This window comes from Pseudomonas meliae (genome assembly GCF_001400515.1).
Classification (GTDB): Bacteria; Pseudomonadota; Gammaproteobacteria; order Pseudomonadales; family Pseudomonadaceae; genus Aquipseudomonas; species Aquipseudomonas amygdali.
Window position 1 is genome coordinate 1 of record NZ_LJQT01000283.1, and the last position, 26,188, is coordinate 26,188.

General features: G+C 59.4%; 24 protein-coding genes and 3 pseudogenes. 18 read left to right on the forward strand and 9 right to left on the reverse strand.

Annotated features, from left to right (window positions below):
• Positions 1-107 precede the first annotated feature (107 nt).
• The gene (gene cbpA, locus ALO64_RS13070) at positions 108-1,052 is read left to right on the forward strand and encodes a curved DNA-binding protein (protein ID WP_044345074.1); all 945 of its coding nucleotides are present in this window, start codon (positions 108-110) and stop codon (positions 1,050-1,052) included.
• Positions 1,053-1,127: 75 nt separating this feature from the next.
• Here the strand turns inward: cbpA and ALO64_RS13075 are convergent, their stop codons facing one another.
• Positions 1,128-2,258 carry a sensor histidine kinase gene (locus ALO64_RS13075; protein ID WP_005732126.1) on the reverse strand — a complete coding sequence of 377 codons (1,131 nt, stop codon included), beginning with the start codon at positions 2,256-2,258 and terminating at the stop codon, positions 1,128-1,130.
• A 159-nt stretch (positions 2,259-2,417) separates the two neighbouring features.
• On the opposite strand from ALO64_RS13075, the gene ALO64_RS13080 reads away from it, so the two are divergent.
• Both ALO64_RS13080 and ALO64_RS13085 read left to right on the forward strand, forming a co-directional pair.
• On the forward strand, positions 2,418-2,801 hold the full coding sequence (locus ALO64_RS13080; protein ID WP_044345069.1) for a thioredoxin family protein: 384 nt from the start codon (positions 2,418-2,420) through the stop codon (positions 2,799-2,801).
• A 13-nt stretch (positions 2,802-2,814) separates the two neighbouring features.
• Positions 2,815-3,063, forward strand: a pseudogene (locus tag ALO64_RS13085) (hypothetical protein); the annotation flags it as partial.
• 80 nt (positions 3,064-3,143) lie between these two features.
• Here the strand turns inward: ALO64_RS13085 and ureC are convergent.
• From ureC to pyrE, 3 genes are all read right to left on the reverse strand, one after another.
• Entirely contained in the window at positions 3,144-4,844 is a 1,701-nt protein-coding gene (ureC, locus tag ALO64_RS13090) for an urease subunit alpha (protein ID WP_044345070.1), read from the reverse strand.
• A gap of 315 nt (positions 4,845-5,159) precedes the next feature.
• On the reverse strand, positions 5,160-5,792 hold the full coding sequence (locus tag ALO64_RS13095; RefSeq protein ID WP_005731627.1) for a hypothetical protein: 633 nt from the start codon (positions 5,790-5,792) through the stop codon (positions 5,160-5,162).
• 10 nt (positions 5,793-5,802) lie between these two features.
• Complete coding sequence (gene pyrE / locus ALO64_RS13100) at positions 5,803-6,444, reverse strand: orotate phosphoribosyltransferase (RefSeq protein ID WP_002551506.1); 642 nt, start codon at positions 6,442-6,444, stop codon at positions 5,803-5,805.
• 82 nt (positions 6,445-6,526) lie between these two features.
• Between pyrE and ALO64_RS13105 the strand changes: the two genes are divergently transcribed.
• Positions 6,527-7,306: an exodeoxyribonuclease III gene (locus ALO64_RS13105; RefSeq protein ID WP_044344525.1), complete on the forward strand. Its 780-nt coding sequence runs from the start codon at positions 6,527-6,529 to the stop codon at positions 7,304-7,306.
• Positions 7,307-7,375: 69 nt separating this feature from the next.
• On the opposite strand, the gene ALO64_RS13110 is transcribed toward ALO64_RS13105, so the two are convergent.
• Positions 7,376-7,744, reverse strand: a complete 369-nt coding sequence (locus ALO64_RS13110; protein WP_044344530.1) for a DUF4870 domain-containing protein — start codon at positions 7,742-7,744, stop codon at positions 7,376-7,378.
• A 20-nt stretch (positions 7,745-7,764) separates the two neighbouring features.
• Positions 7,765-8,487 (reverse strand): ribonuclease PH, encoded by a 723-nt coding sequence (rph, locus tag ALO64_RS13115; protein ID WP_002551503.1) that lies wholly within the window; start codon positions 8,485-8,487, stop codon positions 7,765-7,767.
• Positions 8,488-8,797: 310 nt separating this feature from the next.
• Here rph and ALO64_RS13120 point away from each other — a divergent pair, with 310 nt between their 5' ends.
• The 6 genes from ALO64_RS13120 to ALO64_RS13145 all read left to right on the forward strand — a co-directional run bounded on the left by ALO64_RS13120 (position 8,798) and on the right by ALO64_RS13145 (position 14,092).
• Positions 8,798-9,661 (forward strand): YicC/YloC family endoribonuclease, encoded by an 864-nt coding sequence (locus ALO64_RS13120; protein ID WP_002551502.1) that lies wholly within the window; start codon positions 8,798-8,800, stop codon positions 9,659-9,661.
• Between the two features lie 13 nt (positions 9,662-9,674).
• Positions 9,675-10,319 (forward strand): guanylate kinase, encoded by a 645-nt coding sequence (gene gmk / locus ALO64_RS13125; protein WP_002551501.1) that lies wholly within the window; start codon positions 9,675-9,677, stop codon positions 10,317-10,319.
• A gap of 147 nt (positions 10,320-10,466) precedes the next feature.
• Positions 10,467-10,730 (forward strand): DNA-directed RNA polymerase subunit omega, encoded by a 264-nt coding sequence (gene rpoZ, locus ALO64_RS13130; RefSeq protein WP_002551500.1) that lies wholly within the window; start codon positions 10,467-10,469, stop codon positions 10,728-10,730.
• 60 nt (positions 10,731-10,790) lie between these two features.
• The gene (spoT, locus tag ALO64_RS13135; RefSeq protein ID WP_044344524.1) at positions 10,791-12,896 is read left to right on the forward strand and encodes a bifunctional GTP diphosphokinase/guanosine-3',5'-bis pyrophosphate 3'-pyrophosphohydrolase; all 2,106 of its coding nucleotides are present in this window, start codon (positions 10,791-10,793) and stop codon (positions 12,894-12,896) included.
• Positions 12,897-12,919: 23 nt separating this feature from the next.
• Positions 12,920-13,300 (forward strand): RidA family protein, encoded by a 381-nt coding sequence (locus ALO64_RS13140; protein ID WP_044319282.1) that lies wholly within the window; start codon positions 12,920-12,922, stop codon positions 13,298-13,300.
• Between the two features lie 54 nt (positions 13,301-13,354).
• Positions 13,355-14,092 (forward strand): hypothetical protein, encoded by a 738-nt coding sequence (locus ALO64_RS13145; RefSeq protein WP_002551498.1) that lies wholly within the window; start codon positions 13,355-13,357, stop codon positions 14,090-14,092.
• A 51-nt stretch (positions 14,093-14,143) separates the two neighbouring features.
• Here the strand turns inward: ALO64_RS13145 and ALO64_RS13150 are convergent, their stop codons facing one another.
• Complete coding sequence (locus tag ALO64_RS13150) at positions 14,144-14,992, reverse strand: SDR family oxidoreductase (RefSeq protein ID WP_044344523.1); 849 nt, start codon at positions 14,990-14,992, stop codon at positions 14,144-14,146.
• Between the two features lie 209 nt (positions 14,993-15,201).
• On the opposite strand from ALO64_RS13150, the gene exbB reads away from it, so the two are divergent.
• The 6 genes from exbB to ALO64_RS13180 all read left to right on the forward strand — a co-directional run bounded on the left by exbB (position 15,202) and on the right by ALO64_RS13180 (position 21,911).
• Positions 15,202-16,155, forward strand: coding sequence for a tonB-system energizer ExbB (gene exbB, locus ALO64_RS13155; RefSeq protein ID WP_044344522.1), 954 nt, complete (start codon positions 15,202-15,204; stop codon positions 16,153-16,155).
• Between the two features lie 3 nt (positions 16,156-16,158).
• A complete protein-coding gene (exbD, locus tag ALO64_RS13160; RefSeq protein ID WP_002551495.1) occupies positions 16,159-16,584 on the forward strand; it encodes a TonB system transport protein ExbD in 426 nt (141 codons plus the stop codon).
• Complete coding sequence (locus tag ALO64_RS13165) at positions 16,581-17,324, forward strand: energy transducer TonB (RefSeq protein WP_044344521.1); 744 nt, start codon at positions 16,581-16,583, stop codon at positions 17,322-17,324. Before exbD ends, ALO64_RS13165 begins: the two co-directional genes overlap by 4 nt.
• Before the next feature lie 92 nt (positions 17,325-17,416).
• The gene (locus ALO64_RS13170) at positions 17,417-18,340 is read left to right on the forward strand and encodes a hydrogen peroxide-inducible genes activator (RefSeq protein ID WP_002551493.1); all 924 of its coding nucleotides are present in this window, start codon (positions 17,417-17,419) and stop codon (positions 18,338-18,340) included.
• A gap of 11 nt (positions 18,341-18,351) precedes the next feature.
• Positions 18,352-20,427, forward strand: a complete 2,076-nt coding sequence (gene recG, locus ALO64_RS13175) for an ATP-dependent DNA helicase RecG (RefSeq protein WP_005757521.1) — start codon at positions 18,352-18,354, stop codon at positions 20,425-20,427.
• A gap of 86 nt (positions 20,428-20,513) precedes the next feature.
• Positions 20,514-21,911 carry an aminoacyl-tRNA deacylase and HDOD domain-containing protein gene (locus ALO64_RS13180; RefSeq protein WP_002551491.1) on the forward strand — a complete coding sequence of 466 codons (1,398 nt, stop codon included), beginning with the start codon at positions 20,514-20,516 and terminating at the stop codon, positions 21,909-21,911.
• 66 nt (positions 21,912-21,977) lie between these two features.
• Here the strand turns inward: ALO64_RS13180 and ALO64_RS13185 are convergent.
• Positions 21,978-22,378 (reverse strand): annotated as a pseudogene (locus tag ALO64_RS13185) (GFA family protein).
• Positions 22,379-22,672: 294 nt separating this feature from the next.
• Here ALO64_RS13185 and ALO64_RS13190 point away from each other — a divergent pair.
• Positions 22,673-23,980, forward strand: a complete 1,308-nt coding sequence (locus ALO64_RS13190) for a CitMHS family transporter (RefSeq protein WP_002551489.1) — start codon at positions 22,673-22,675, stop codon at positions 23,978-23,980.
• Between the two features lie 69 nt (positions 23,981-24,049).
• Here the strand turns inward: ALO64_RS13190 and ALO64_RS13195 are convergent, their stop codons facing one another.
• Positions 24,050-25,543 (reverse strand): YifB family Mg chelatase-like AAA ATPase, encoded by a 1,494-nt coding sequence (locus tag ALO64_RS13195; protein WP_044344520.1) that lies wholly within the window; start codon positions 25,541-25,543, stop codon positions 24,050-24,052.
• Positions 25,544-25,669: 126 nt separating this feature from the next.
• Between ALO64_RS13195 and ALO64_RS13200 the strand changes: the two are divergent.
• Positions 25,670-26,047, forward strand: a pseudogene (locus ALO64_RS13200) (IS66 family transposase); the annotation flags it as partial.
• Positions 26,048-26,188: the final 141 nt, after the last annotated feature.

Genomic DNA, 26,188 nt, shown 5'->3' on the forward strand with positions numbered 1-26,188 from the left:
TTGCAGCGCCTCCTTAGGTAATCCAGATACCTCGTAAACAGAGGGAGCTGGGCGCGTGACGCCAGCGTATCTGGCTTTGCCGGATAATTCGGATGGGTGATCGTTACATGGATTTCAAAGACTACTACAAGATACTTGACGTTGAGCCGACTGCGGACGACAAGGCGATCAAGACCGCCTATCGCAAACTGGCGCGCAAGTATCACCCTGACGTCAGCAAGGAAGCAGGCGCTGAAGACAAATTCAAGGAAGCGTCCGAAGCCTATGAAGTGCTCAGCAGCCCTGACAAGCGCGCTGAGTACGATGAGCTGCGCAAGTACGGTCGGCAGGGTCGTCCGTTCCAGACTCCGCCAGGCTGGCAAAGCCGGGCTGGCGCAGGCGCTGGAGGATTCGAGGAAACGGCAGACTTTTCAGAATTTTTCAGCTCCATTTTCGGCGGCCGGCCACAGCAGTGCGGCCGTACCCGCAACCCCGGGCGTACCGGGCAGGACGTTGAGATGGAGCTGGCAGTCTTCCTTGAGGAGACCTTGTCGGGTGAGTCCAAGCAGGTCAGCTTCAAGGTGCCGCAGCACAGCCCCAACGGGCAGCGCATGAGCGATATCACCAAGACCCTGGACGTGAAGATTCCAGCGGGCGTCGTTGACGGCGAGCGCATTCGTCTCAAGGGCCAGGGCGCGCCTGGAGTGGGCGGGGGTGCCAATGGCGATCTGTACCTGATCATTCGCCTGGCACCGCACCCTCTGTTCGAGGTCGAGGGCCATGATCTGGTCATCACCGTTCCACTGGCACCCTGGGAAGCAGTGCTGGGCACCAAGGTGGCGGTACCGACGCTGAACAGCAGGATCAACCTGACCATCCGCCCGGACAGTCAGAACGGTCAGCGTCTGCGGATCAAGGGTAACGGCCTGATGAACAAGAGCGGCGAGCGGGGTGACCTTTACGCCCAGCTGAAAATAGTCGTGCCCAAGCACACTGACGAGGTAACACGGACACTCTGGCAGAAACTGGCAGACAGTGCCTCGTTTGATCCCCGGGCGCAGTGGAAGGGTTGAGCGTAGCAGTCTTGCGATTCTGTCTTTTCTGAATGGGCTGATGCGCCACCCGCATCAGCACGCAATCAGCCTCGATCAGTTTTTCGGCAGCACCACATTGAAGGTCGTGCCCTCACCAATGGTCGAGGTCACAGTGATGCTGCCACCGTGGGCGTTGACCACTTCCTTGACGATGAACAGGCCAAGACCCAGGCTGGTCGATGTACCGCGTGTTTCGCTGTTTTCCTCGGTGCTGCGCACCAGCGGATCGAAGATCGTCCCGATAGCGTCTTCGGCAATCGGCTTGCCTTCGTTGTGTACCACCAATATCACCGCTTTCTCGGCACCCGTAACACTGACCGTTATCTCGTGACTGGCCGCACCGTGCTGCAGGGCATTGCCGATCAGGTTCTGCAGCATCTGGCTGATCCGCCCGGCGTCCCAGTGCCCTTTGGTGTTGCCTTCGATGTTCAGCACCGGAACAGAGTCCGGTCGCCCCGCGCAGGCTTCCTCGATGGCTTCACGGCAAGCACTGGCCAAATCCATATATTTGCGTTCAACCGGTAGCCCGGCGCCCAGGCGACTGCGCACGAATTCCAGCAGATCGCTGACCATCGAGCCCATATGGCGGGTGCTGGTCTGGATACGCGAAACATAGGACTGGGTCTTTTCGTCCAGCGCTATCTTGCGTGCCAGCAATTCCGTCGACATGCTGACGGCCTGCAGCGGCGCGCGCAGATCGTGACCCAGAATGGCAAGAAATATATCCCGTGAACGGCCAACCCGTTCCGCATAGGCAGCGGTGGATTCGGCAAGCGCCTCGTCGATGGCTTCGTTGAAACGAATCACGTCCTGAAAATCGGCCAGTTGCGGCGCTGCCAGGCTTTCTACCCAGAGGCGGATGACGCTGGCGCGCAGGTGTCGGAATTCCGACGTCATCTGCACCAGATCAAAGCCGACCTCATGGCGCAACTCGCCATGGCTGCTGGCTGCTTCGTCCAGGCTTGGCGTCTTGTTCAGCTCTTCGCCTCTGGCCTTGGCAATCTCCTCGCTTTTGCTCTGCGCAGTTTTCATGTCCCGTGCAGCTGCGAGCAGAATCGATTTGGCGTGATCGCGCAGCTCCAGCTTGCTCATCGAGTCGGCGGCAGGTTTCAGAGTCCTGGCGAAGTCTTCCCATTCATCGACAATGCGATCCACATGAACAACGATGAACTCGGAAAGGCGCATGGCCGACTACCTTGTTGGAGGAGCGTGACGGAAGATGGCGCATATTATCGCTTTTACATGACACGACAAACAGGGCGTTTACTGTCATTTCTGTCAGTAGACGCCCTTTTTTTGCAGGCCTATGTTCAATCAGCGATTAATTGAATGAGGGGCCTGAACATGAGTGTCATCACTGCTGCCGATTCAACCTTCCAGAAAGAGGTTGTCGATGCCAGCTGCCACAGGCTTGTGGCGGTGGAGTTCTCGACGAAAGGAAAAGTCAGTAAACGAGGTGATCAAAACGCCAGCGCCAGAATGGATGCCATTTTTGATGCGCTGGAAGAGAAATACGCCGAAAAGGTAAGCCTGATCAGAGTAGAGATCGAGCTGGATTCGGATCTCAAAGACTCTTTGAACCCCGTGACTTCGAACGAGTACGAGATAAATCACGGTCCGACGATGGTTTTTTTCAAGGATGGCAAAAGAGTACGGGAAGACCTTGTAGGGCTGCAAACCAGGGAGCGGATGGTGCAAGTGCTGGATGAGTTGCTACTCACCTCATAACCGGAGATTCAGCATGTTGAAGACAGAGTTTGCAGCGTTCGTCGAAGAGCAGATCGCGCTGGCGGGGGAGATACTGGCAGATGCAAAAGTAAGCAAACGGGACTATATGTCGGGAGGCAAACTCAGCGTTTTTCTTGCTCTGCATCGGGTGTTGCAGGGTAAACCGACTGAACAGGATCTGGGCATGTTCGACGCCATCAACGACTCGCTGCAGTCGTTGCAGATACTGAACTCTAAAGAGACATTCCTGGAGCGTCTTGATTTAATCCAGTTTGTACGTCAATCCAGTTTGTACGTCGAGCAGCAGGGGCTCAACAAGAGCCCCCACTTTCGAGCGCTTTGCTAGAACAGAAAATACCGTTGTGCCATCGGCAGCACATCGGCCGGTTCGCACCATAGCAACACGCCGTCGGCCTTGACCTGATAGGTCTGTGGGTCAACTTCGATGTCCGGCAGGTAGTCGTTGTGGACCAGGTCTTTCTTCTGCACGGTGCGACAGCCTTTGACTACGCCGATCTGCTTCTTCAGGCCCAGTGACTCCGGTACGCCTGCGTCGAATGCCGCCTGGCTGATAAAGGTCAGGCTGGTGGCATGCAGCGAGCTGCCGTAGCTGGCGAACATGGGGCGGTAGTGAACCGGTTGCGGTGTCGGGATCGAAGCGTTGGCGTCGCCCATCAGGCTGGCGGCAATGGCGCCGCCCTTGAGGATCAGGGTCGGTTTGACGCCGAAGAATGCCGGACGCCACAGCACCAGGTCCGCCCACTTGCCGACTTCGATGGAGCCCACTTCATGGCTGATGCCGTGGGTGATCGCCGGGTTGATGGTGTATTTGGCGATGTAGCGCTTGGCGCGGAAGTTGTCGTTGCCGGGACCGTCCTGCGGCAGGGGGCCGCGCTGCTTCTTCATCTTGTCGGCGGTTTGCCAGGTGCGCATGATCACCTCACCAACCCGGCCCATGGCCTGGCTGTCGGAACTGAGCATCGAAAAGGCACCCAGGTCGTGAAGAATGTCCTCGGCGGCGATGGTTTCCCGGCGTATACGGCTTTCCGCGAATGCCACGTCTTCGGCGATGCTCGGGTCCAGGTGGTGGCAGACCATGAGCATGTCCAGGTGTTCGTCGATGGTGTTACGGGTAAAAGGCCGGGTCGGGTTGGTCGAGCTGGGCAGCACGTTCGGAGAACCACAGGCCTTGATGATGTCCGGCGCGTGACCGCCACCGGCACCTTCGGTGTGATAGGTGTGAATCGTGCGGTTCTTGAACGCGGCCAGGGTGGTCTCGACAAAACCTGACTCGTTGAGGGTGTCGGTGTGGATCGCGACCTGCACGTCGTATTCATCGGCAACGCTCAGGCAGTTGTCGATGGCTGCGGGTGTGGTGCCCCAGTCCTCGTGCAGCTTCAGACCGATAGCGCCCGCCTTGACCTGCTCGATCAGCGGGCCGGGCAGGCTGACGTTGCCCTTGCCGGTGAAGCCAATGTTCATCGGAAACGAATCCGAAGCCTGGAGCATGCGCGCCATGTGCCACGGACCGGGCGTGACCGTGGTGGCGTTAGTGCCAGTGGCAGGGCCGGTGCCGCCGCCGATCATGGTAGTCACGCCGCTCATCAGCGCTTCTTCGATCTGTTGTGGGCAGATGAAGTGGATGTGCGTGTCGACGCCGCCAGCGGTGAGGATCATGCCTTCACCGGCAATGACTTCGGTGGCCGCGCCGACCGCAATGGTCACGTCTGGCTGGATGTCCGGGTTACCGGCCTTGCCGATGGCTGCGATGCGTCCATTCTTGATGCCGACGTCAGCCCTGACGATGCCCCAATGGTCGATGATCAGGGCGTTGGTGATCAGCGTGTCGACCACATCGGCGGCCATTAGCTGGCCTTGGCCCATGCCGTCACGGATGACCTTGCCACCGCCGAACTTCACTTCTTCGCCATAGGTGGTGAAGTCCTTCTCGACCTCGATCCACAGCTCGGTGTCGGCCAGGCGAACCTTGTCGCCGACGGTGGGGCCGAACATGTCTGCGTAGGCTTGTCGGCTTATCTTCATCTTTCGTACCTCGGATTCAGAGCGGCAAGCTGCAGGCCGCAAACTGTAAGTTTTTCAAAGCGACCAGCGGCGAGCTGCAAGTCGTTAGTCGTCAAAGCTTTTGATCCTCGTGCCGAGTGCCCATCGTCATACACACGTCCCGATTGGATGCCTGCATGACCGTTGCGGCGATCCGCATTGCTCACGAAGACGTTAGTCCGAACGCCCTGTTTCTGGAGGCTGTACCGGCCTCTTCGCGAACAAGTTCGCTCCTACGGCCTTCGGCCAGAATCAAAAACAGGCGTGGGCATGCGCTTCTGGACGCTCTGCGTCCGGTCATTGAGTCAGGCGCTGGACGCGCGCACGATCGACGGCGAAATCTGCTTCAGCCTTTACCCGTGCGGCCTGATACCCGGCGATATCGGTTTGCAGCTTCTGCTGCTGATCGCGCAAGTCATTCAACTGATCGACCAGCCCCTGCTGAACAGGACGCCCCGCACGCTCCAGGTTGGCTGCCTGGCCTTGCAGATTGCGCTGCTGAGCCGCCAGCCCCTGAATGTTGCCCTGAGCAACGCCAATCAGCGCATCCAGCTCGGCCAGTTTACGGGCCTTGACGCGGTCCACCTCATCGACACTGCTGTAAAGGCTTAACAGCTGTGCATCCGCAGCGGCCTGGCGCTTGTCTGCTTCGGACTGACGAATCTGCTCGGCAGTCGGCGCGGGCGGTACGACCTGTATCACCCGGCCACGACCATTGAGCACTTCATAGCCTTTGGCAACGTAGTCGGGCGGCACGCCTTGCGTATCGATCACGGTCACGCCACGGCTGTCGACGTAGCGATAAAGTCGAGCTTCAGGCGCATCAGCCGCATGAGCGAGCAGGGGCGCGAGCATGCCAAGAGCCAGGCAAACGCCCAAAACGCTCAGTGTGCCGGAAACCGAAGCCCGCCCCGTGCCGCCGACTGCCATAGGCACGTCCTCAGATTCCGAATTGCGCGCGATAGGCTTCGACAGCAGGCAGATGCTGCTTGAGTTGCGGATCGTCGGCCAGGAACTCGAGCACTTGATTCAATGACACGATACTCACTACCGGGATGCCGAAGTCACGCTCGACTTCCTGAATCGCCGACAGCTCGCCATTGCCACGCTCCTGACGATTGAGCGCGATCAGCACGCCCGCAGCTGTCGCGTCCTGGTCCTTGATGATCTGCATGACCTCACGGATCGCAGTGCCCGCAGTGATCACGTCGTCGATGATCAGCACGTTACCGGTCAGCGGGGACCCCACCAGACTGCCGCCTTCGCCGTGCGCCTTGGCTTCCTTGCGGTTGAAACACCACGGCAGATCACGGTCATGATGCTCGGCCAGCGCCACAGCAGTGGCCGATGCGAGCGGAATGCCCTTGTAGGCCGGACCGAAAAGAACGTCGAAGGCAATACCGCTTTCAACCACGGCTGCCGCGTAGAAACGCCCCAGCTGTGCCAGTGCGGAACCGGTGTTGAACAGCCCCGCATTGAAGAAGTACGGGCTGGTGCGCCCGGACTTGAGAGTGAACTCACCGAAGCGCAGAACACCGCGATCGATGGCAAAACGAATAAAATCGCGTTGATACGCTTGCATGAAAAAAGCTCCGAATACCACGGATTTAGCTAATTAGGTAGAGCTCGGGTATCATACACGCACGTGATTTTTGGGGCCATTTATGCGGATCATCAGTGTGAACGTAAATGGCATTCAGGCTGCGGTCGAGCGTGGTTTGCTCAGCTGGCTGCAAGCTCAGAATGCCGACGTCATCTGCTTACAGGACACCCGCGCCTCCACCTTTGAACTGGATGATCCAGCCTTTCAGCTGGATGGTTACTTCCTCTATGCCTGCGAAGCCGAGGTTCCCGCTCAGGGTGGTGTGGCGCTGTATTCGCGGTTGCAGCCGAAGGCGGTAATCAGCGGCCTCGGCTTCGAGACAGCCGACCGCTACGGGCGCTACCTGCAAGCAGATTTCGACAAGGTCAGTATCGCTACCCTGCTCTTTCCGTCGGGGATGAATGGCGATGAAGACCTGAATCAGAAATTCAAGCTCATGGACGATTTCGGCAAGTACATGGACAAGCAACGCCGCAAGCGTCGCGAATACATCTATTGCGGATCGCTCTATGTCGCGCAGCAGAAGCTCGACATCAAAAACTGGCGTGACAGCCAGCATTCTCCTGGCTTCCTGGCACCTGAACGCGCCTGGATGGACGAGATTGTCGGCACCATGGGCTATGTCGATGCCCTGCGTGAAGTCAGCCGCGAAGGTGATCAGTACAGCTGGTGGCCGGATAACGAACAGGCCGAGATGCTGAATCTGGGCTGGCGCTTCGATTATCAGATACTGACCCCAGGCCTGCGCCGCTTCGTGCGCAGCGCCCGTCTGCCACGCCAGCCGCGCTTCTCGCAACACGCGCCGCTGATCGTGGATTACGACTGGACCCTGACTATCTGATAGCCAGGCGAACAGCGCACACGAAAAAGCCGACTTCAAGTCGGCTTTTTGCGTTGCTCGCGCTATGCGTTATTTCAACAGGCGCCAGGTGAAGGGGTAACGATATTCCAGTCCGTTGTTTGCCTTCACCCCGGCGATAACCGTAAGTATGAAAGCACCGAGGCACACCAGCATGAACAGTGCGATGCCGATTACCACGAACATCAGCATTATGCATATCAGGCCTGCAATCGCGGCAGTGATCTGAAAGTTCAGCGCTTCTTTGCCCTGCGAATCAATGAACGGGTCTGTCTCCCTCTTCATTTGCCAGAGAATCAATGGCGCAAGGAGATTGCCAAAGGGGAAGACCAGTCCAATGAGAGCGGATAAATGACAGAACATCGCCCACTGACGGGCTTCCCGGCTGGGTTTGTACAAGGGCTGCGGACTGTCATTCATCATCAAACGCTCCTTATTTATCAATCGGCCAGTGCGGCACGCTGCAGTTCAAACAACTCGGTAATGCCCTTCTGTGCCAGCGCCAGCATCGCGTTCAGCTCTTCAGGCTGGAATGGCGCGCCTTCGGCAGTGCCCTGTACTTCAATGAAGCCGCCTGCACTGGTCATGACCACGTTCAGGTCGGTTTCCGCAGCGGAATCTTCCAGGTAATCGAGGTCAAGCACCGGCTCGCCCTGATACATGCCGACCGAAACGGCTGCGATCATCTGCTTGAGCGGGTCACCGCCCTTCAGGCCGCCACGCTTCTTGATCACTTTCAAGGCGTCTGCCAGAGCAACCATTGCGCCGGTGATGGACGCGGTGCGAGTGCCACCGTCCGCTTGAATGACATCGCAATCGACGTACAGGGTCACGTCGCCCAGCTTGGACATGTCCAGCGCAGCGCGCAGCGAACGACCGATCAGGCGCTGGATTTCGAGTGTACGACCACCCTGCTTGCCGCGACTGGCTTCACGCTGGTTACGCTCGCCGGTAGCGCGCGGCAGCATGCCGTACTCGGCAGTCAGCCAACCCTGGCCCTGTCCCTTGAGGAAGCGTGGTACGCCGTTTTCGACGCTGACGGTGCAAATCACCTTGGTATCACCAAACTCGACCAGTACAGAACCCTCGGCGTGTTTGGTGTAGTTGCGGGTGATGCGGATCGAGCGGAGCTGATCGGCGGCGCGACCACTTGGACGTTTCATCTGGGATACCTGTACTGAGACGGAAAACTGCTGGGCATTATAGAGGCCACAGCTGCTGCTGGGCATCTCTAAAAGCCGCCAATGCCGATTTGCTACGAACAGAAGGCTCTGGATCAATACTTTCGACGCTCTGGCGTGATCGCAAGGAATGCCTTGTGTCACTTGTAACGCTGCCGGATTGGGAGCCTGCGCCGCACTGCGCTACAATCCTGCGCCTCTGCAGCCAGTCGGCTTTCACGACACCCATGAGCGCCGATCCTGTGCACTCATGGGTTGAATCACGCTCCTGAATCGATAAGAGGTACTTCCCATGGTGCACAGCATGACTGCCTTTGCCCGCGTAGAGCGAGCCGGTGCCCAAGGCACACTGAGCTGGGAACTGCGCTCGGTCAATCACCGCTATCTGGAGCCTCACCTGCGCCTGCCTGAGTCATTCCGTGATCTGGAAGGTGCGATTCGCGAAGCGCTACGCCAGGGGCTGTCGCGTGGCAAAGTTGAATGCACACTGCGTTTTGTCGAGGAAACCGCCGGCAAACCGCTGCAAGTGGATCTTGAGCGTGCAGGCCAGTTGATCGCTGCAGCCGAATCGGTTGCCGGCCTGATCAAACAGCCTGCCGCGCTGAATCCCCTGGAAGTTCTGGCATGGCCCGGCGTACTGGTGGCCGACGCCAGCGATCCACAGGTGTTGAACACCGAGGCGCTGAAGCTGTTCAATGATGCGCTGACTGAATTAAAGAGCGGGCGCGGACGCGAAGGTGCAGACCTGGCCAGACTGCTTGATGACCGGTTGTCTTCCATCGTCGAGGAGGTTGCCACCCTGCGCACCCTGGTGCCGCAGATGCTGGCAACTCAGCGCCAGAAAGTACTGGATCGCTTTGCCGACATGAAAGCCGAACTGGATCCGCAGCGCCTTGAGCAGGAAATGGTTCTGTTGGCACAGAAAAGCGATGTTGCCGAAGAGCTGGACCGCCTCAGCACACACGTCACCGAGGTCCGTCGCGTGCTCAAGGCTGGCGGCCAGGCAGGACGCCGCCTTGATTTCCTGATGCAAGAGCTTAACCGCGAAGCGAATACACTGGGCTCCAAGGCCTTTGACCCACGCAGCACGCAGGCTGCCGTCAACCTTAAAGTGTTGATCGAGCAAATGCGCGAGCAAGTGCAGAATATTGAGTAAGGCTGAACCTGACATGACCCATATCACTGGCACCCTGTATATCATTTCCGCCCCGTCCGGCGCGGGCAAGACCAGTCTGGTCAAGGCCCTGATGGACGCCCAGCAAGAGCCTCAGCACGGCGCGCAGGCGAAGATTCGCGTCTCGGTCTCGCACACCACCCGGGCCATGCGCCCCGGCGAAGTGAACGGCGTGAACTACAACTTCGTCGATCGTGCCGAGTTCGTGCGCATGATCGAGCACGGCGACTTTCTTGAGCAGGCCGAAGTCTTTGGCAATCTGTACGGCACCTCGCAGAGCCACCTGCAGCAGACCCTGGACGAAGGCCACGACCTGATTCTGGAAATCGACTGGCAGGGTGCGCGTCAGGTTCGTGCGCAGATGCCCCAGGCCCGCTCCATATTCATTTTGCCGCCGACTCAGCAGGCCCTGCGCCAGCGTCTGACCAACCGCGGCCAGGACAGCGACGAGATCATCGAAGCCCGGATGCGTGAGGCGGTCAGCGAAATGAGCCACTACAACGAGTATGAGTACGTGGTGGTCAATGATGACTTCGCCGGCGCGCTGGAAGACCTCAAGGCGATTTTCCGCGCCAATCGCCTCACTCAACAGCATCAGCAAGAGCAATACAGCGAGCTTTTTCAGGAGTTGCTGGCTTGATCGAAACGTTTCCAGCCATCAGGCAACAGGTTAAAAGCATGCCGTTGGTGGCATGCCGCTTGATGACTGGTGCTGTCCGCTTGTAAACTACCGAGTCCGCTCGCCCATCCGGGCATCGCGCATCCGCATTTGCTACGAGGAATACCCATGGCCCGCGTAACCGTTGAAGACTGCCTAGAACACGTGGATAACCGCTTTGAGCTGGTCATGCTCTCTACCAAGCGTGCCCGTCAACTGGCAACCGGCGGCAAAGAACCAAAGCTGGCCTGGGAAAACGACAAGCCTACCGTTATGGCCCTGCGTGAAATCGCCGCTGGCCTGATGGATTACGCTGTAATCGCAGAAGCTGAAATCGTTGAAGATGAGCCATTGTTCGCAGCGTTCGAGGACGAGTCCAACGAGGCCGTCTAAGCCTATGCCAGGTCGACGTAGTACGGCGCAGGGTAAAAGCCATTGGCAAGGGGTAGCGCCTTGCCGAGCATAGACGCCCTCGCCGACAGACTGTCGGCCTACCTCGGCAAGGACCAGGTCAATCTGGTCCGCCGAGCGTATTTCTACGCCGAACAAGCCCACGATGGCCAACGCCGTCGCAGCGGTGAAGCCTACGTCACCCATCCCCTTGCGGTGGCGAACATTCTTGCCGACATGCACATGGACCATCAGAGCCTGATGGCTGCGATGCTGCATGACGTCATCGAAGACACCGGGATTGCCAAGGAAGCGCTCAGCGCGCAGTTTGGCGAGACTGTCGCGGAACTGGTCGACGGGGTCAGCAAACTGACCCAGATGAACTTCGAGACCAAGGCCGAAGCCCAGGCGGAGAACTTCCAGAAAATGGCCATGGCCATGGCGCGCGACATTCGCGTGATCCTGGTCAAACTCGCCGATCGCCTGCACAACATGCGCACGCTGGAAGTGCTGTCGGGCGAAAAGCGTCGGCGCATCGCCAAGGAAACCCTCGAAATCTATGCACCCATCGCCAATCGACTGGGTATGCACAGTGTGCGCATCGAATTCGAGGACCTGGGTTTCAAGGCGATGTACCCGATGCGCTCCTCGCGCATCAACCAGGCGGTCAAGCGCGCCAGGGGCAATCGCAAGGAACTGGTCAACAAGATCGAAGAGTCCCTCAGTCATTGCCTGGCCGTTGACGGCATCGAAGGCGACGTGAGCGGGCGGCAAAAGCATCTTTATGGCATCTACAAGAAGATGCGCGGCAAGCGTCGCGCCTTCAACGAGATCATGGATGTCTACGCATTCCGCATCATCGTCGACAAGGTCGATACCTGTTATCGCGTACTGGGCGCTGTACATAATTTGTACAAGCCGCTGCCCGGCCGCTTCAAGGACTACATCGCGATCCCCAAGGCCAACGGCTACCAGTCCCTGCATACGACCTTGTTCGGTATGCATGGCGTACCGATCGAAATCCAGATTCGCACCCGCGAAATGGAAGAGATGGCCAACAACGGCATCGCTGCACACTGGCTGTACAAATCCAGCGACGACGAGCAGCCAAAAGGCACTCATGCCCGTGCCCGGCAGTGGGTCAAGGGTGTGCTGGAAATGCAGCAGCGTGCGGGCAACTCTCTGGAGTTCATTGAAAGCGTCAAGATCGACCTGTTCCCGGACGAGGTTTACGTTTTCACGCCCAAAGGCCGGATCATGGAGCTGCCCAAAGGCTCCACGGCGGTGGATTTCGCCTATGCGGTACACACCGACGTCGGCAACAGCTGCATTGCTTGCCGGATCAACCGCCGGCTGGCGCCGCTGTCCGAACCGCTGCAAAGCGGCTCGACCGTCGAGATTGTCAGTGCGCCCGGCGCACGTCCGAACCCGGCATGGCTGAACTTCGTCGTGACCGGCAAGGCGCGTACGCATATTCGCCACGCGCTCAAGCTGCAACGCCGCTCCGAGTCGATCAACCTCGGCGAGCGCCTGCTGAACAAGGTGCTCAACGGCTTCGAATGCAGTCTCGACAAGATCAATCAGGAACGCATTCAGCTGGTGCTCAACGAGTACCGGGTCGAAGTGCTGGAAGACCTGCTCGAAGACATCGGGCTGGGCAATCGCATGGCCTATGTCGTCGCTCGCCGCCTGCTGGGCGAGGGCGAGCAGTTGCCAAGCCCTGAAGGTCCGCTGGCGATTCGTGGCACCGAAGGCCTGGTGCTCAGCTACGCCAAGTGCTGCACACCGATCCCGGGCGACCCGATTGTCGGCCACCTGTCTGCAGGCAAGGGCATGGTTGTGCACCTGGACAACTGCCGCAACTTCAGCGAAATCCGTCACAACCCGGAAAAATGCATTCAGTTGTCCTGGGCCAAGGATGTCACCGGCGAATTCAACGTCGAATTGCGTGTCGAACTCGAGCATCAGCGCGGCCTGATCGCTCTGCTGGCCAGCAGCGTCAACGCGGCCGACGGCAATATCGAAAAAATCAGTATGGACGAACGCGATGGTCGCATCAGCGTGGTCCAACTGGTGGTCAGCGTGCACGACCGTGTGCATCTGGCTCGTGTGATCAAGAAACTGCGCGCCCTGACCGGTGTCACACGCATCACCCGGATGCGCGCGTAGGCCATCCATCATCAGGAGTTCTCATGACCAAGACTGTCATCACCAGCGATAAAGCCCCTGCGGCCATCGGCCCTTACTCACAGGCCATCAAAGCTGGCAATACCGTCTACATGTCTGGACAGATCCCGCTGGACCCGAACAGCATGGAACTGGTTGAAGGCATCGAAGCCCAGATCACTCAGGTTTTCGAAAACCTCAAGTCGGTTGCCGAAGCGGCGGGCGGATCGTTCAAGGACATCGTCAAACTGAACATCTTTCTGACCGACCTGGGCCACTTCGCCAAGGTCAACGAGATCATGGGTACCTATTTCACCCAGCCTTATCCGGCTCGCGCAGCCATCGGCGTTGCGGCATTGCCGCGTGGCGCCCAGGTTGAAATGGACGCGATTCTCGTCATCGAATAATCCCCCGACGGAGCGTGCCTTGCGCTCCGTTCTCCCTGAAGGAAGGAATCCGTTATGCGCTCCGCGCTCGCCATCTCGCTGCTCGCCGTCATTCTGGGCGGCTGCGCCAGCCACGCCGACCGCAATCCGGACGGCACCTGGATCAACCAGACCGCCATCGACGCCGCCGTCAAACAAGGCAACCTGCGTCAGGCACTGCTCGCCAACGGCCCCAATCTGGAGTGGAAAATAAACTCCAAAGCCAATCAGGCCATTTACTCCAACGGTTTCGAGCTGGGTGAAGGCAAGATCGTCAGCGCTGCTGAAGGCAAGCTGCACATAGACTTCTACGGCAACTTCTTCGAAGACCTGAGCGTAAAGGGTGATGAACTGGTTCAAGCGGCCAGCGAGTCAGGCCCTGAACAGCACTTCCAGAAGCCGGAAAACCCGGCTCCGGAAGGCGCTCAGCCTGGCACCAGTTTCGAGAAAGCCTTGTATAGCGCCTACATGGGCGGCAAATGGACTGTAGTGGAAGGCGATGGCCAAGGCAGCACCGTGCAATTCATGCCTGACGGCAGTGTGCAGGGGCTTCCCGAAAACGATCGCTACGCACTATGCCTGGCGGGCGATTGCGCAGCCATGAGCGGCGAATACGACAGCATGTGGCTGGAGAAATCCGAAAAAGGCAACCCGTGGATCTTTGCTCGCAAAGGCAAGCAACTGGAGATATTCCAGGCTATGAACAATGCCGGTGCTGACCAGATGCCCGAGCTGCGTCCAGGCCCACGTCGCTGGTTGCTCGAACAGCAGTAAGCGACTCACGCTTCAGGAGCGCCCTTCAAGGCGCTCCTGACGGCGACTTGTTTACCCCAGCAATGCCGCATAGCCAGCCCGATAATCCGGGTACACCGGCACCCATCCCAGTGCGCGCGCCCTGGCATTGCTGCAACGCTTGCTGCCCACGCGCTGCACGCTGACCTCTTCCGACCATTCGGTCACCCCCAGATACTCACGTATCCACGCCACCACATCGGCCAGCGCAGCCAGATCGTCGTCAACGCCTAGATAGCAATTCTCCAGTGCCACACCTCGTTGATCCGCCTGAAGCAGATGCTCCAGCAAACTGGCGGCATCGTCCGCATGAATGCGATTGGCGTAGACCGGAGGATCAATTCTGACACTGTGCCCCTGACGCACGCGGTTCGACAGATCACTGCGTCCGGGCCCGTAGATACCGGTCAGCCTCACCGCCGTGGCTGGCAGTCCGCTGTTCAGCGCTAGCTGCTCGGCTTCCAGCATCACAGTGCCGGTGTAGTTGGCCGGTTCGGTGACGGAGTCTTCATCAACCCACTCCCCGTTCTGCTGACCGTAGACACCGCTGCTTGAGACGAAGATCAACCGCTTTGGACGCTGCCCGGTCTGCTCAAGCCAGCTCAATACATTGCGCAGCCCCTCGACATAAGCCATCCGGTAACCCGCTTCGTCACGCTGCGAAGGCGTTGCGCAATACACCACATAGTCCAGTGCCGCAGTGGGCCACAGGGCAGGCTTGCAGGTATCGAACAAATCGCCCGCCACACCGTGAACACCGGCAGGCAGCTCGGAAACAGTACGCCGCAGCCCATGCACGGTCCAGCCGTGAGGCAGCAGGCGGGTCGCAAGTCGCGAACCAATGTCACCGCAGCCGGCGATTAGAAGCGAAGGGGCAGTCATTCGGTATCTCCATAACAGGTGGTGTCAGCGCCGTACAAAATGATCATCGGCAGGCGAAAATTCGGGCGAATATGTAAAAAAGATACTGTATTACTTTTGTTAACAAGAACGATTTGCAATAATGGCGACCCATTTGTTCCCTGTGAGCGTCGAGAGCACTGAACGACGCACTGGAACCATCCCCTATTTTTCTCTCAGGTCCGGCCAGCATGACACGCATTCAATCAATCGCTTCGCCTACCCAGATGCCTCGCCTGCCTCGTGCATGGCGCGGTGTCGCAGCCCTCGTCTTGAGCCTGATGTTCGTACCTATGGCCCTTGCAGATCAATCGGCACCGACTGCGGCCCCTGCAACCTCTGCCGCACCTGCGGCGACAGCTCCTGTCGCGCCTGATGCAGCCCCCCCCGTGCAGGCTCTGGAGCCTGCAGCCGAAGACAACAGCCTGGGCATGGCACATGACCTGTCGCCATGGGGCATGTACCAGAACGCCGACGTCGTGGTCAAAGCGGTCATGATCGGTCTGGCCATCGCATCGATCATTACGTGGACCATCTGGATCTCCAAGGGTTTCGAACTGCTGGGTGCCAAGCGCCGGTTGCGTGGTGAAATCGTCAACCTGAAAAAAGCCCGCTCCCTGAACGAAGCGAGCTCGACCGCCAGCAAGGAAGGCACCCTCGCCCACCTGCTGGTGCACGACGCTCTTGAAGAGATGCGCCTGTCGGCCAACAGCCGTGAGCGCGAAGGGATCAAGGAGCGTGTCAGCTTCCGCCTCGAGCGCCTGGTCGCAGCCTGCGGCCGCAACATGAGCATGGGCACCGGCGTACTGGCGACCATCGGCTCTACCGCACCGTTCGTGGGTTTGTTCGGTACGGTATGGGGCATCATGAACAGCTTCATCGGCATCGCCAAGACCCAGACCACCAACCTCGCTGTCGTGGCACCGGGTATCGCCGAGGCCCTGCTGGCCACGGCACTGGGTCTGGTTGCCGCAATTCCTGCGGTAGTGATCTACAACGTGTTCGCCCGCTCCATCGCCGGTTACAAGGCTCAGGTTTCTGATGCTTCGGCCCAGGTTCTGCTGCTGGTCAGCCGCGACCTGGATCATCTGCCAGAACCGACCGAGCGCAATCAACAACAACCGCACATGGTCAAGGTGGGCTAACACGTGGGCCTGCATCTTAACGAAGGCGGCGATGATCTCGCCGAGAACCATGAAATCAACGTGACGCCGTTCATCGACGTCATGCTGGTGTTGCTGATCATCTTCATGGTGGCTGCACCGTTGGCGACCGTGGACATCAAGGTCGACCTGCCGGCATCCACTGCCACGCCACAGCCCAGGCCCGAGAAGCCGATCTTCCTCAGCGTCAAGACCGACAAGAGCCTGTATCTGGGTGAAGAGAAGGTTGCCCGCGAGCAGATCGGTCAGGTGCTGGACGCCCGGACCAAGGGCAAGAAGGACACCACGATCTTCTTCCAGGCCGACAAGGGCGTGGATTACGGCGATCTGATGGAAGTCATGAACACGCTTAGGGGTGCGGGTTACCTCAAGGTTGGTCTGGTGGGTCTTGAGACGGCTGGTAAGAAATGATCAGTACGCGCCAAAAACTGACGCGCTATAGCGGTAGTCTGTTGTTGGTGCTGGCCGTGCACGCTATCGCGATCATCATCGCCGTTCGCTGGCCCGCCTCTCAGGCGATCGAGCTACCGCCAGCGGCCATGATGGTCGAGCTTGCGCCTCTGCCTGAGCCCGCACCGCCACCACCAAAAGTCGTTCAGCCACCTCTGCCGCCAGCCCCTGAAGAACCAGAGCCTATGCCGGAAGTCGCGCAAGCGCCGAAGCCGGAAATCGTGGTGCCCAAAAAGGTTGAAAAGCCCAAGCCAAAACCGCAGCCGCCAAAGCCGCAGAAAAAGCCTGAGCCGCCTCAGGAAAAGCCTGCTGACGAAAAACCGGTCGACACGCCGCCTACGACTGCCAAACCGGAAAAAGCAGCTGCTCCGAAGCCCGCTCCTGCGCCTGCGCCGCCCAGCAATGCGCTGCCAAGCTGGCAGGGTGACCTGTTAAGTCATCTGGGCAAGTACAAGAAGTATCCCGAGGATGCGCGTCGTCGTGGCATGCAGGGTGTTGCACGCCTGCGCTTCGTTGTCGATGCTGACGGCAACGTGCTGTCTTACTCGATTGCCAACAGTTCAGGCAGCCCGGCGCTGGATCGAGCGACCATGGAAATGATCCGTCGCGCTCAGCCGCTGCCCAAACCGCCCAAGGAAATCCTCAACAACGGCACCATTGAAATCCTCGCACCGTTCGTTTATTCACTGGATAAACGCTGAATTGTACTTTTGTTACTTGTGAGTGCTTCTGATAACGTGCGTCTATCGATCGCACCCGCTATGCTGGGGTCGCAACTTCATGGACGCACGTTATGACTCTTACAGAATTACGCTACATCGTCACGCTTGCCCAGGAGCAGCACTTTGGCCATGCGGCTGAGCGCTGCCACGTCAGCCAGCCAACGCTGTCGGTGGGCGTCAAGAAACTAGAAGACGAACTCGGTGTGCTCATTTTCGAGCGCAGCAAGAGCGCCGTGCGCCTGACACCGGTCGGTGAAGGCATCGTTGCGCAAGCGCAGAAAGTGCTGGAGCAGGCTCAAGGTATTCGTGAGCTGGCCCAGGCAGGCAAGAATCAGCTGACCGCGCCGCTGAAAGTCGGCGCTATTTATACCGTCGGCCCTTACCTGTTCCCTCACCTGATTCCACAACTGCACCGGGTTGCGCCGCAGATGCCGTTGTACATCGAAGAAAACTTCACGCATGTGCTGCGCGACAAGCTGCGCAACGGTGAGCTGGATGCCGTCATCATTGCCTTGCCGTTCAACGAAGCTGACGTGCTGACCCTGCCGCTTTACGACGAGCCGTTCTCCGTCCTGATGCCAGCCGATCACCCCTGGACTCAGAAAGAGACCATCGACGCCTCGGCGCTCAACGACAAGAGCCTGTTATTGCTGGGCGAAGGTCACTGCTTCCGTGATCAGGTTCTGGAAGCCTGCCCTACCCTGGGCAAAGGCAATGAAGGTGCCAAGCACACGACAGTAGAATCCAGCTCGCTGGAAACCATTCGGCACATGGTCGCTTCCGGGCTGGGTATTTCGATCCTGCCGCTTTCGGCCGTTGACAGCCACCACTACGCGCCTGGCGTGATCGAAGTCCGCCCGCTGACGCCGCCTGTGCCTTTCCGCACAGTCGCCATCGCCTGGCGCGCAAGCTTCCCGAGGCCCAAAGCCATCGAAATTCTCGCTGACTCTGCTCGCCTGTGCTCGGTGGCACGTCCGAAAACAGTCGCAAGTTAGGCAGAAAAGAAATGAGCGAGCTTTCCAGGGTCTCGGTCACGGCGCTCAAGGGCGTCGGTGAAGCGATGGCAGAAAAGCTGGCCAGGGTCGGGCTGGAAACCCTGCAGGACGTGCTGTTCCATCTGCCGTTGCGTTACCAGGACCGGACCCGCGTCGTACCGATTGGCGCATTGCGCCCTGGCCAGGATGCCGTGATCGAAGGCGTGGTCAGCGGCGCCGATGTGGTAATGGGCAAGCGCCGCAGCTTGCTGGTACGGCTTGGCGACGGCACAGGTGTCGTCAGCCTGCGCTTTTACCACTTCAGCAACGCGCAGAAAGAAAGCATGAAGCGTGGCACGCACCTGCGCTGCTTCGGCGAAGCGCGTCCCGGTGCTTCCGGCCTGGAAATCTATCACCCGGAATATCGGGCGATCACCGGTGATGAGCCCGCGCCCGTCGAACAGACCCTCACGCCGATCTATCCCACGACTGAAGGCCTTACCCAGCAGCGCCTGCGTCAGCTGTGTCAGCAAAGCCTGGCGATGCTCGGCCCCAAAAGCCTGCCGGACTGGCTGCCGGATGAGCTGGCCCGCGACTATCAGCTGGCCCCGCTGGATGATGCGATCCGCTATCTGCATCACCCGCCCGCCGATGCCGATGTGGAGGAGCTGGCCCTCGGGCATCACTGGGCGCAACACCGGCTGGCTTTCGAGGAATTGCTTACCCACCAGCTTTCCCAGCAGCGCCTGCGCGAAAGTCTGCGCTCACAGCGCGCACCGGCGTTGCCTGTTGCGAAAAAACTGCCGAAACAATTTCTCGCCAACCTCGGCTTCGCGCCCACGGGTGCCCAGCAGCGGGTCGGCAAGGAAGTTGCCTACGACCTGAGCCAGCCTGAGCCGATGCTGCGGTTGATCCAGGGTGACGTTGGTTCGGGCAAGACCGTGGTCGCCGCGCTGGCTGCCTTGCAAGCGCTGGAAGCAGGTTATCAAGTGGCGCTGATGGCCCCCACCGAGATTCTCGCCGAGCAGCACTACATCAACTTCCAGCGCTGGTTAGAGCCGCTGGGCGTGGGCGTGGCATGGCTGGCGGGCAAGCTCAAGGGCAAGGCGCGCGCGACGTCCCTGGAGCAGATCGCCAGTGGCACCCCCATGGTAGTGGGCACCCATGCGCTGTTTCAGGACGAAGTGCAGTTCAAGAACCTCGCGCTGGTGATCATCGACGAGCAGCACCGGTTCGGTGTTCAGCAACGTTTGGCGCTGCGTAAAAAGGGCGTCGGCGGCCTGATGTGTCCGCATCAATTGATCATGACCGCCACACCGATTCCACGCACGCTGGCGATGAGCGCCTACGCCGATCTGGACACGTCGATTCTGGACGAACTGCCGCCCGGAAGGACACCGGTCAATACCGTGCTGGTTGCCGACAGCCGCCGCCTGGAAGTCGTGGAGCGTGTGCGCGCAGCTTGCGCCGAAGGTCGCCAGGCCTATTGGGTGTGCACGCTGATCGAAGAATCCGAAGAGCTGACCTGCAAAGCAGCTGAAACCACCTACGAAGAACTGAGCAGTGCCCTGGGTGAGGTTCGCGTCGGGTTGATACACGGGCGCATGAAGCCCGCAGAAAAGGCCGCGATCATGGCCGAATTCAAGCAGGGTGCGCTGCAATTGCTGGTGGCAACTACAGTGATCGAAGTTGGGGTCGACGTGCCGAACTCCAGCCTGATGATCATCGAAAACCCCGAGCGCCTCGGTCTGGCTCAATTGCACCAGTTGCGCGGGCGCGTCGGTCGCGGCAGTGCGGTCAGCCATTGTGTGCTGCTCTACCACCCGCCGCTTTCACAGATCGGACGGCAGCGGCTGGGCATCATGCGCGAAACCAACGACGGCTTTGTCATCGCCGAAAAGGACCTTGAACTGCGTGGTCCCGGTGAAATGCTGGGAACCCGACAAACGGGCCTTCTGCAATTCAAGGTCGCCGACCTTATGCGTGACGCAGACCTGCTACCGGCCGTACGCGACGCGGCTCAGGCCCTGTTGGAGCGCTGGCCCCAACATGTCAGCCCACTGCTCGACAGATGGCTGCGTCATGGCCAGCAGTATGGCCAGGTGTGATGCAGGCTACGCCTTGAACACCACGTGCGACCGAAAACGAATAACGTGGTTATACTTCAAAAAATGTAGGAATTTGGACATAGCTCATGACAGAAGTCGCCCACGTCAATGATCCGCAGCATGCGCCGTCGGTAATCCGGCAGTTGCTTGAAAAATTGGCTATCAGCTACAACGAAGTCATGGACAACAAAAGCTTGCCCCCGGCGCGCAAGGTTCAGGCTGTGCTGGTCGAGGACGCTGTCGGTGCGCTGCTTATCCTGTTCCCGCAGAGCCAGTTGCTCGACCTCAGCCGAATCACCGAGCTGACCGGGCGCCAGTTGACCGCTGTGCCGCATGATCGTTTGCAGCGCATGCTCACCAAGCACAACCTGCAAGTGCTGCCGGGGCTCCCGGCACTGACCAGCTCACCGTGCCTTTACGATGATCGCCTGCTGCAAGAGCCGACACTGCTGGTGGGCTCGGGCGAAAAGGGCCTGTTGCTGGAAATCAGCAGTGACGACTTCAAAGGCATGCTGAGCAAGGCCAGTGCCGCGCACTTCGGCCAGTCGGTCGCAGCTATCCGTCCGAACCTGGATCGTCCTGACGACGATCCGGCAGAAATCACCCAGGCCATGCATGTTTTCACGGCGCGTCGCATCCAGCAGCGTCTGGAAGCGACCCTGGAAATACCACCACTGGCCGGAACTGCACAGAAAATCATCAAGCTGCGGGTCGACCCCGATGCGACCATCGATGACATCACCGGCGTAGTCGAAACCGACCCTGCGCTGGCGGCACAGGTCGTGAGCTGGGCGGCATCGCCCTATTACGCGTCGACCGGCAAGATCCGCTCGGTAGAAGATGCAATCGTCCGCGTGCTGGGCTTTGATCTGGTGATCAACCTGGCACTGGGCCTCGCTCTGGGCAAAACCCTGAGTCTGCCCAAGGACCAGCCGCAACAGACCACGCCGTATTGGCAGCAATCCATCTATACAGCTGCCGTCATCGAAGGTCTGACCCGCGCCATTCCACGCGCCAGTCGCCCGGAAGCTGGCCTGAGCTACCTCGCCGGTTTGCTGCACAACTTCGGCTACCTGCTGCTGGCCCATGTGTTTCCGCCACACTTCACCCTGATTTGCCGCCAGCTGGAAGTTAACCCGCACCTGCACCACAGCTTTATTGAGCAGCATTTGCTGGGTATCAGCCGCGAGCAGATCGGGGCCTGGCTGATGCGCTATTGGGACATGCCGGATGAACTCGCCATCGCGCTGCGCTTCCAGCACGACCCGCACTACAAGGGCGAACATCACGTCTACGCCAACCTGGTTTATCTGGCCGTACGTCTGTTGCGGGTGAACGGCATCGGTGCCGGGCCAGAGCAGGAGATTCCTGACGAGTTGTTCGAACGCTTGGGCCTGTCCCGCGAAAAAGCCAACGAGTCAGTGAAAAAAGTGCTGGAGGCCGAGGTACTTCTGCGCGAACTGGCTTCGCAGTTCAGCAAGTAATGCGCTGATGTAATGTGCGAACAGTGCCTAAGGCTCTGGCTCAGGCACTATTTATCTCCTCAAACCTCAGAAAGGCTCGCCTTCTACCCCTGGCAGGTGCTCATCCAGGCGTAGCCAGGAAGCCGGTTCTCTATCCAAATGTGTCGTGAGGGCGTTGCCAGCTCCGGTTGGTCAAGTGTCGCAATGGTGACGTCGATCTCGTCCGGGCTGTTGCGCGTGAACAACGCCAGGTGAGCGCCGCACTTGCCGCAGAAATAGCGTACGCAGCTGGGTGAGGAGTCATACGCACAGGGGCTGCCTGTCAGCCACGTGAACGAAGCCAGCGGCACACTTGTCCAGGTTACAACCGTTGCACCCGAGGTGCGTCGACAGATGGAGCAATGACAGTGAGCGATGTCCCGCAACGGCGCATCGAACTGGTAACGCAGCCCGCCGCAATGGCAGCCACCCGAGTGTATCTCGCTCATCCATGCTTCTCCTTCATGCCCATAATCCGTGTGACAATAAAATTTCCACAATAGCTGATTGAAAGGTCGGTGAAAGCTTGGCCAATTAGCATCGCCTCACTTCCGGCAAAAAGACCGGCTAGCCAGGAACGGATTCCAACGTGTTTCAGGCCCAATTAACAACAATAATGGTGATTCCGATGCTTGCTGACTTCTCGTTCCACACCCTCCTTGCGCCTCCACTCCACGTACCGATCTGCTGAGCTGACTCGTTCATTTCACGTTCTGTAGCCGTATTACGTCTGGAGTATTCCCATGCTGACTTTCCTTGGCTTTGCCATGGTTATTGCGTTCATGTACCTGATCATGAGCAAGCGCCTGACTGCGCTGATCGCCCTGATTCTGGTTCCAATCATCTTCGCCCTGTTCGGTGGCTTCGCGGCCCAGATCGGCCCGATGATGCTGGCAGGTATCACCAAGCTGGCGCCGACCGGCGTGATGCTGATGTTCGCCATCCTTTATTTTGCGCTGATGATCGACTCCGGCCTGTTCGACCCGGCCGTGCGCAAGATCCTGAAAATGGTCAAGGGCGACCCGATGCGCATTTCGGTCGGCACCGCCGTGCTGGCGCTGGTGGTGTCCCTCGACGGTGACGGCGCGACCACCTACATGATCTGCGTCGCCGCCATGCTGCCGCTGTACAGCCGCGTCGGCATGAGCCCGCGCATCATGGCCGGCCTGATCATTCTGGCGGGTGGCGTGATGAACATGACCCCGTGGGGTGGCCCGACCGCTCGTGCGGCCAGTGCCCTGCATGTCGATGCATCCGACATTTTCGTACCGATGATCCCGGCAATGCTGGCTGGCGTGGTTGCGATCCTCGCAATTGCCTACTTCTACGGCAAACGCGAACGCGCTCGTCTGGGTGAACTGCACCTTAAGGGTGATGAAGTCGATCACAGCGAAATCAGCGTCTCGCAATTCCCGGATGCACGTCGTCCAAAGCTGATCTGGTTCAACGGCGCGCTGACCTTCGCACTGATGGTTGCCCTGATCATGGGCCTGCTGCCGCTGCCGGTACTGTTCATGATCGCGTTCAGTATCGCGATGATCATCAACTACCCGAACCTGCAGGACCAGAAGGACCGCGTATCAGCCCACGCCGGTAGCGTTCTGGCAGTGGTCGGCCTGATCTTCGCCGCAGGTATCTTCACCGGTATTCTGTCCGGCACCGGCATGGTCGACGCCATGTCGAAAAGCCTGCTGGCAGTGATCCCGGATGCGCTCGGCCCTTACCTCGCCGTCATCACCGCGCTGGTGAGCATGCCGTTCACTTTCTTCATGTCCAACGACGCGTTCTACTACGGCGTACTGCCAGTGCTGTCCGAAGCCGCTGCCCACTACGGCATAAGCCCGGTTGAAATGGCCCGCGCCTCGATCGTCGGTCAGCCGGTCCACTTGCTCAGCCCTCTGGTGCCATCGACCTACCTGCTGGTTGCCCTGGCCGGTATCGAGTTTGGCGACCATCAGCGCTTCACCCTGAAATGGGCGATTCTGGTGTGCCTGTGCATTCTGGTTGCCGCGCTGCTGATGGGGATCTTCCCGTTCTATAGCAGCATGTAAAACGCAGTACCTGTCACAAAGGCTCGCCGTTGACTTGATCGTTGACGGCGAGTTTTTGCGTTTGGGCGGTCAATTGGTTGAAGGCCGGTACTGCAACGCCTCGGCCAGATGGCTACGAGTGATCGCGTCCACCTGCTCCAGATCAGCCAGCGTTCGCGCCACTTTCAGCAGGCGATGCGCCGAACGTAATGAGAGAGTCAGGCGCTCGCAGGCCGTCTCCAGCCAGCGCTCATCGACACTGGACAGCGCGCAGTGCTCGCGCAGCCCTGGTAGGTCGAGAAAGGCATTGGCACAGCCCTGACGACGTTGCTGCCGTTCTCTGGCCTGCGCAACCACCGCTGCCGCGCTTGCAGTGTTCTCACTGGTGGTCGAGTCGGGGTTGAGGGCTGTGGCTTCGCGGGCGACGGTCAGGTGCAGATCAATCCGGTCCAGCAGCGGGCCGGACAACTTGTTGCGATAACGCTGCACCTGCTCGGAGGAACAACGGCAGCGCCCGGTCGGCTCACCCAGATATCCACAGGGGCATGGGTTCATCGCTGCCACCAGTTGGAACCGCGCCGGAAAGCGCACGCGATCCCGCGCCCGGGAAATCACGATATGCCCGGACTCCAGCGGCTCACGCAAAACCTCCAGCACGCGGCGATCGAACTCCGGCAGCTCATCGAGAAACAGCACGCCGTGATGTGCCAACGTGATTTCGCCAGGTTGCGGACGACTGCCACCGCCCACCAATGCCGGCCCGGACGCCGAGTGATGCGGCTGTCGAAACGGCCGCTGCGGCCAACTGGTCAGCGGCACTTGGCTGGCAACCGACTGAATCGCCGCCACTTCAAGCGCTTCGTGCTCATCCAGCGGCGGCAACAAACCCGGCAGGCGGCTGGCGAGCAATGTCTTGCCGATGCCGGGTGGCCCACTGAACAGCAGGTTGTGCGCACCCGCAGCGGCAATCACCAACGCACGCTTCGCGGCGGTCTGGCCCTGCACTTCGCTAAGGTCCGGATACGGCTTGGGCTGATGCAGCAGGCCGCTGGACTGATACGGCGCAATCACCGTGCGCCCGTTGAAATGCGCAACCAGCTCCAGCAAGTGATTCACCGCAATCACCCGCAGCCCCGACGCCAGACAGGCTTCTTCGGCGTTCACCGCCGGAATGATCAGCGTCCGCTCCGCTGCACGTGCCGCCAGCGCAGCAGGCAGCACGCCCTGAATCGGCCGAATCGCTCCCGACAGCGCCAGCTCGCCCAGGCATTCAACATCCTGCAACGCAACCAGCGGCACCTGCCCGCTGGCAGCCAGCAAACCCAGCGCAATCGCCAGATCGAACCGCCCGCCATCCTTGGGCAAATCAGCCGGCGCAAGGTTGAGCGTGATCCGCCGCGCCGGAAAATCCAGCCCGGAATTGAGAATGGCACTGCGCACCCGGTCCTTGCTCTCCTTCACCGCGCCTTCCGGCAACCCCACCAGCGTCAGGGCCGGCAGGCCGTTGGCCAGATGCGCTTCAACAGTAACCGCCGGGGCTTCCACCCCGACCTGGGCACGACTATGGACGATAGCCAGCGACATGGATCATTCCTTGATATGAGCGATGGGCGGGTATCGTGCTTTATTTGCGGGATGGAGGTGAGTGGGGAATGGATACAGGGTGTGAGTGGGGCCACTGCACTCCCTATTCTGACAAGTGGCTGAATTGTCAAAGCATGGATGGAAACAACGCAGCCGCAGGTCACGTCACAAAGTGCCTTGGGTAAAGCGGTGAACTACCTAGCTCACAACTGGAGCCGGATAGAGCGTTATATCGAAGCTGGTTTTCTACCCATCGACAACAACGCTGCCGAAAGAGCAATCAGGCCGTTCGCCATCGGACGAAAAGCCTGGCTGTTCAGCGACACGCCCAAAGGCGCCACGGCCAGCGCCCAGATCTACAGCTTGGTCGAGACCGCCAAACTCAACGGCCAAGAGCCTTATACGTGGCTGCGCCACGTACTTGAGCGGTTGCCGCATGCTGCATCGGTAAAAGATTACGAAGCCTTGCTGCCGTGGAACTGCTCGCCAGAGATGCCTCGCTAAACCCAATCCTTATTTTTTGCTAGGTGGGGTTGTGGCGCGGATACGCTATTTCTTGCGATCACTGAAGCATTGAAGAATTGGAAAGCGGTCCATCATTGGAAGTCTGCCTTGCAGAGCTTCCAGGGAGACTGTCAGAAATTT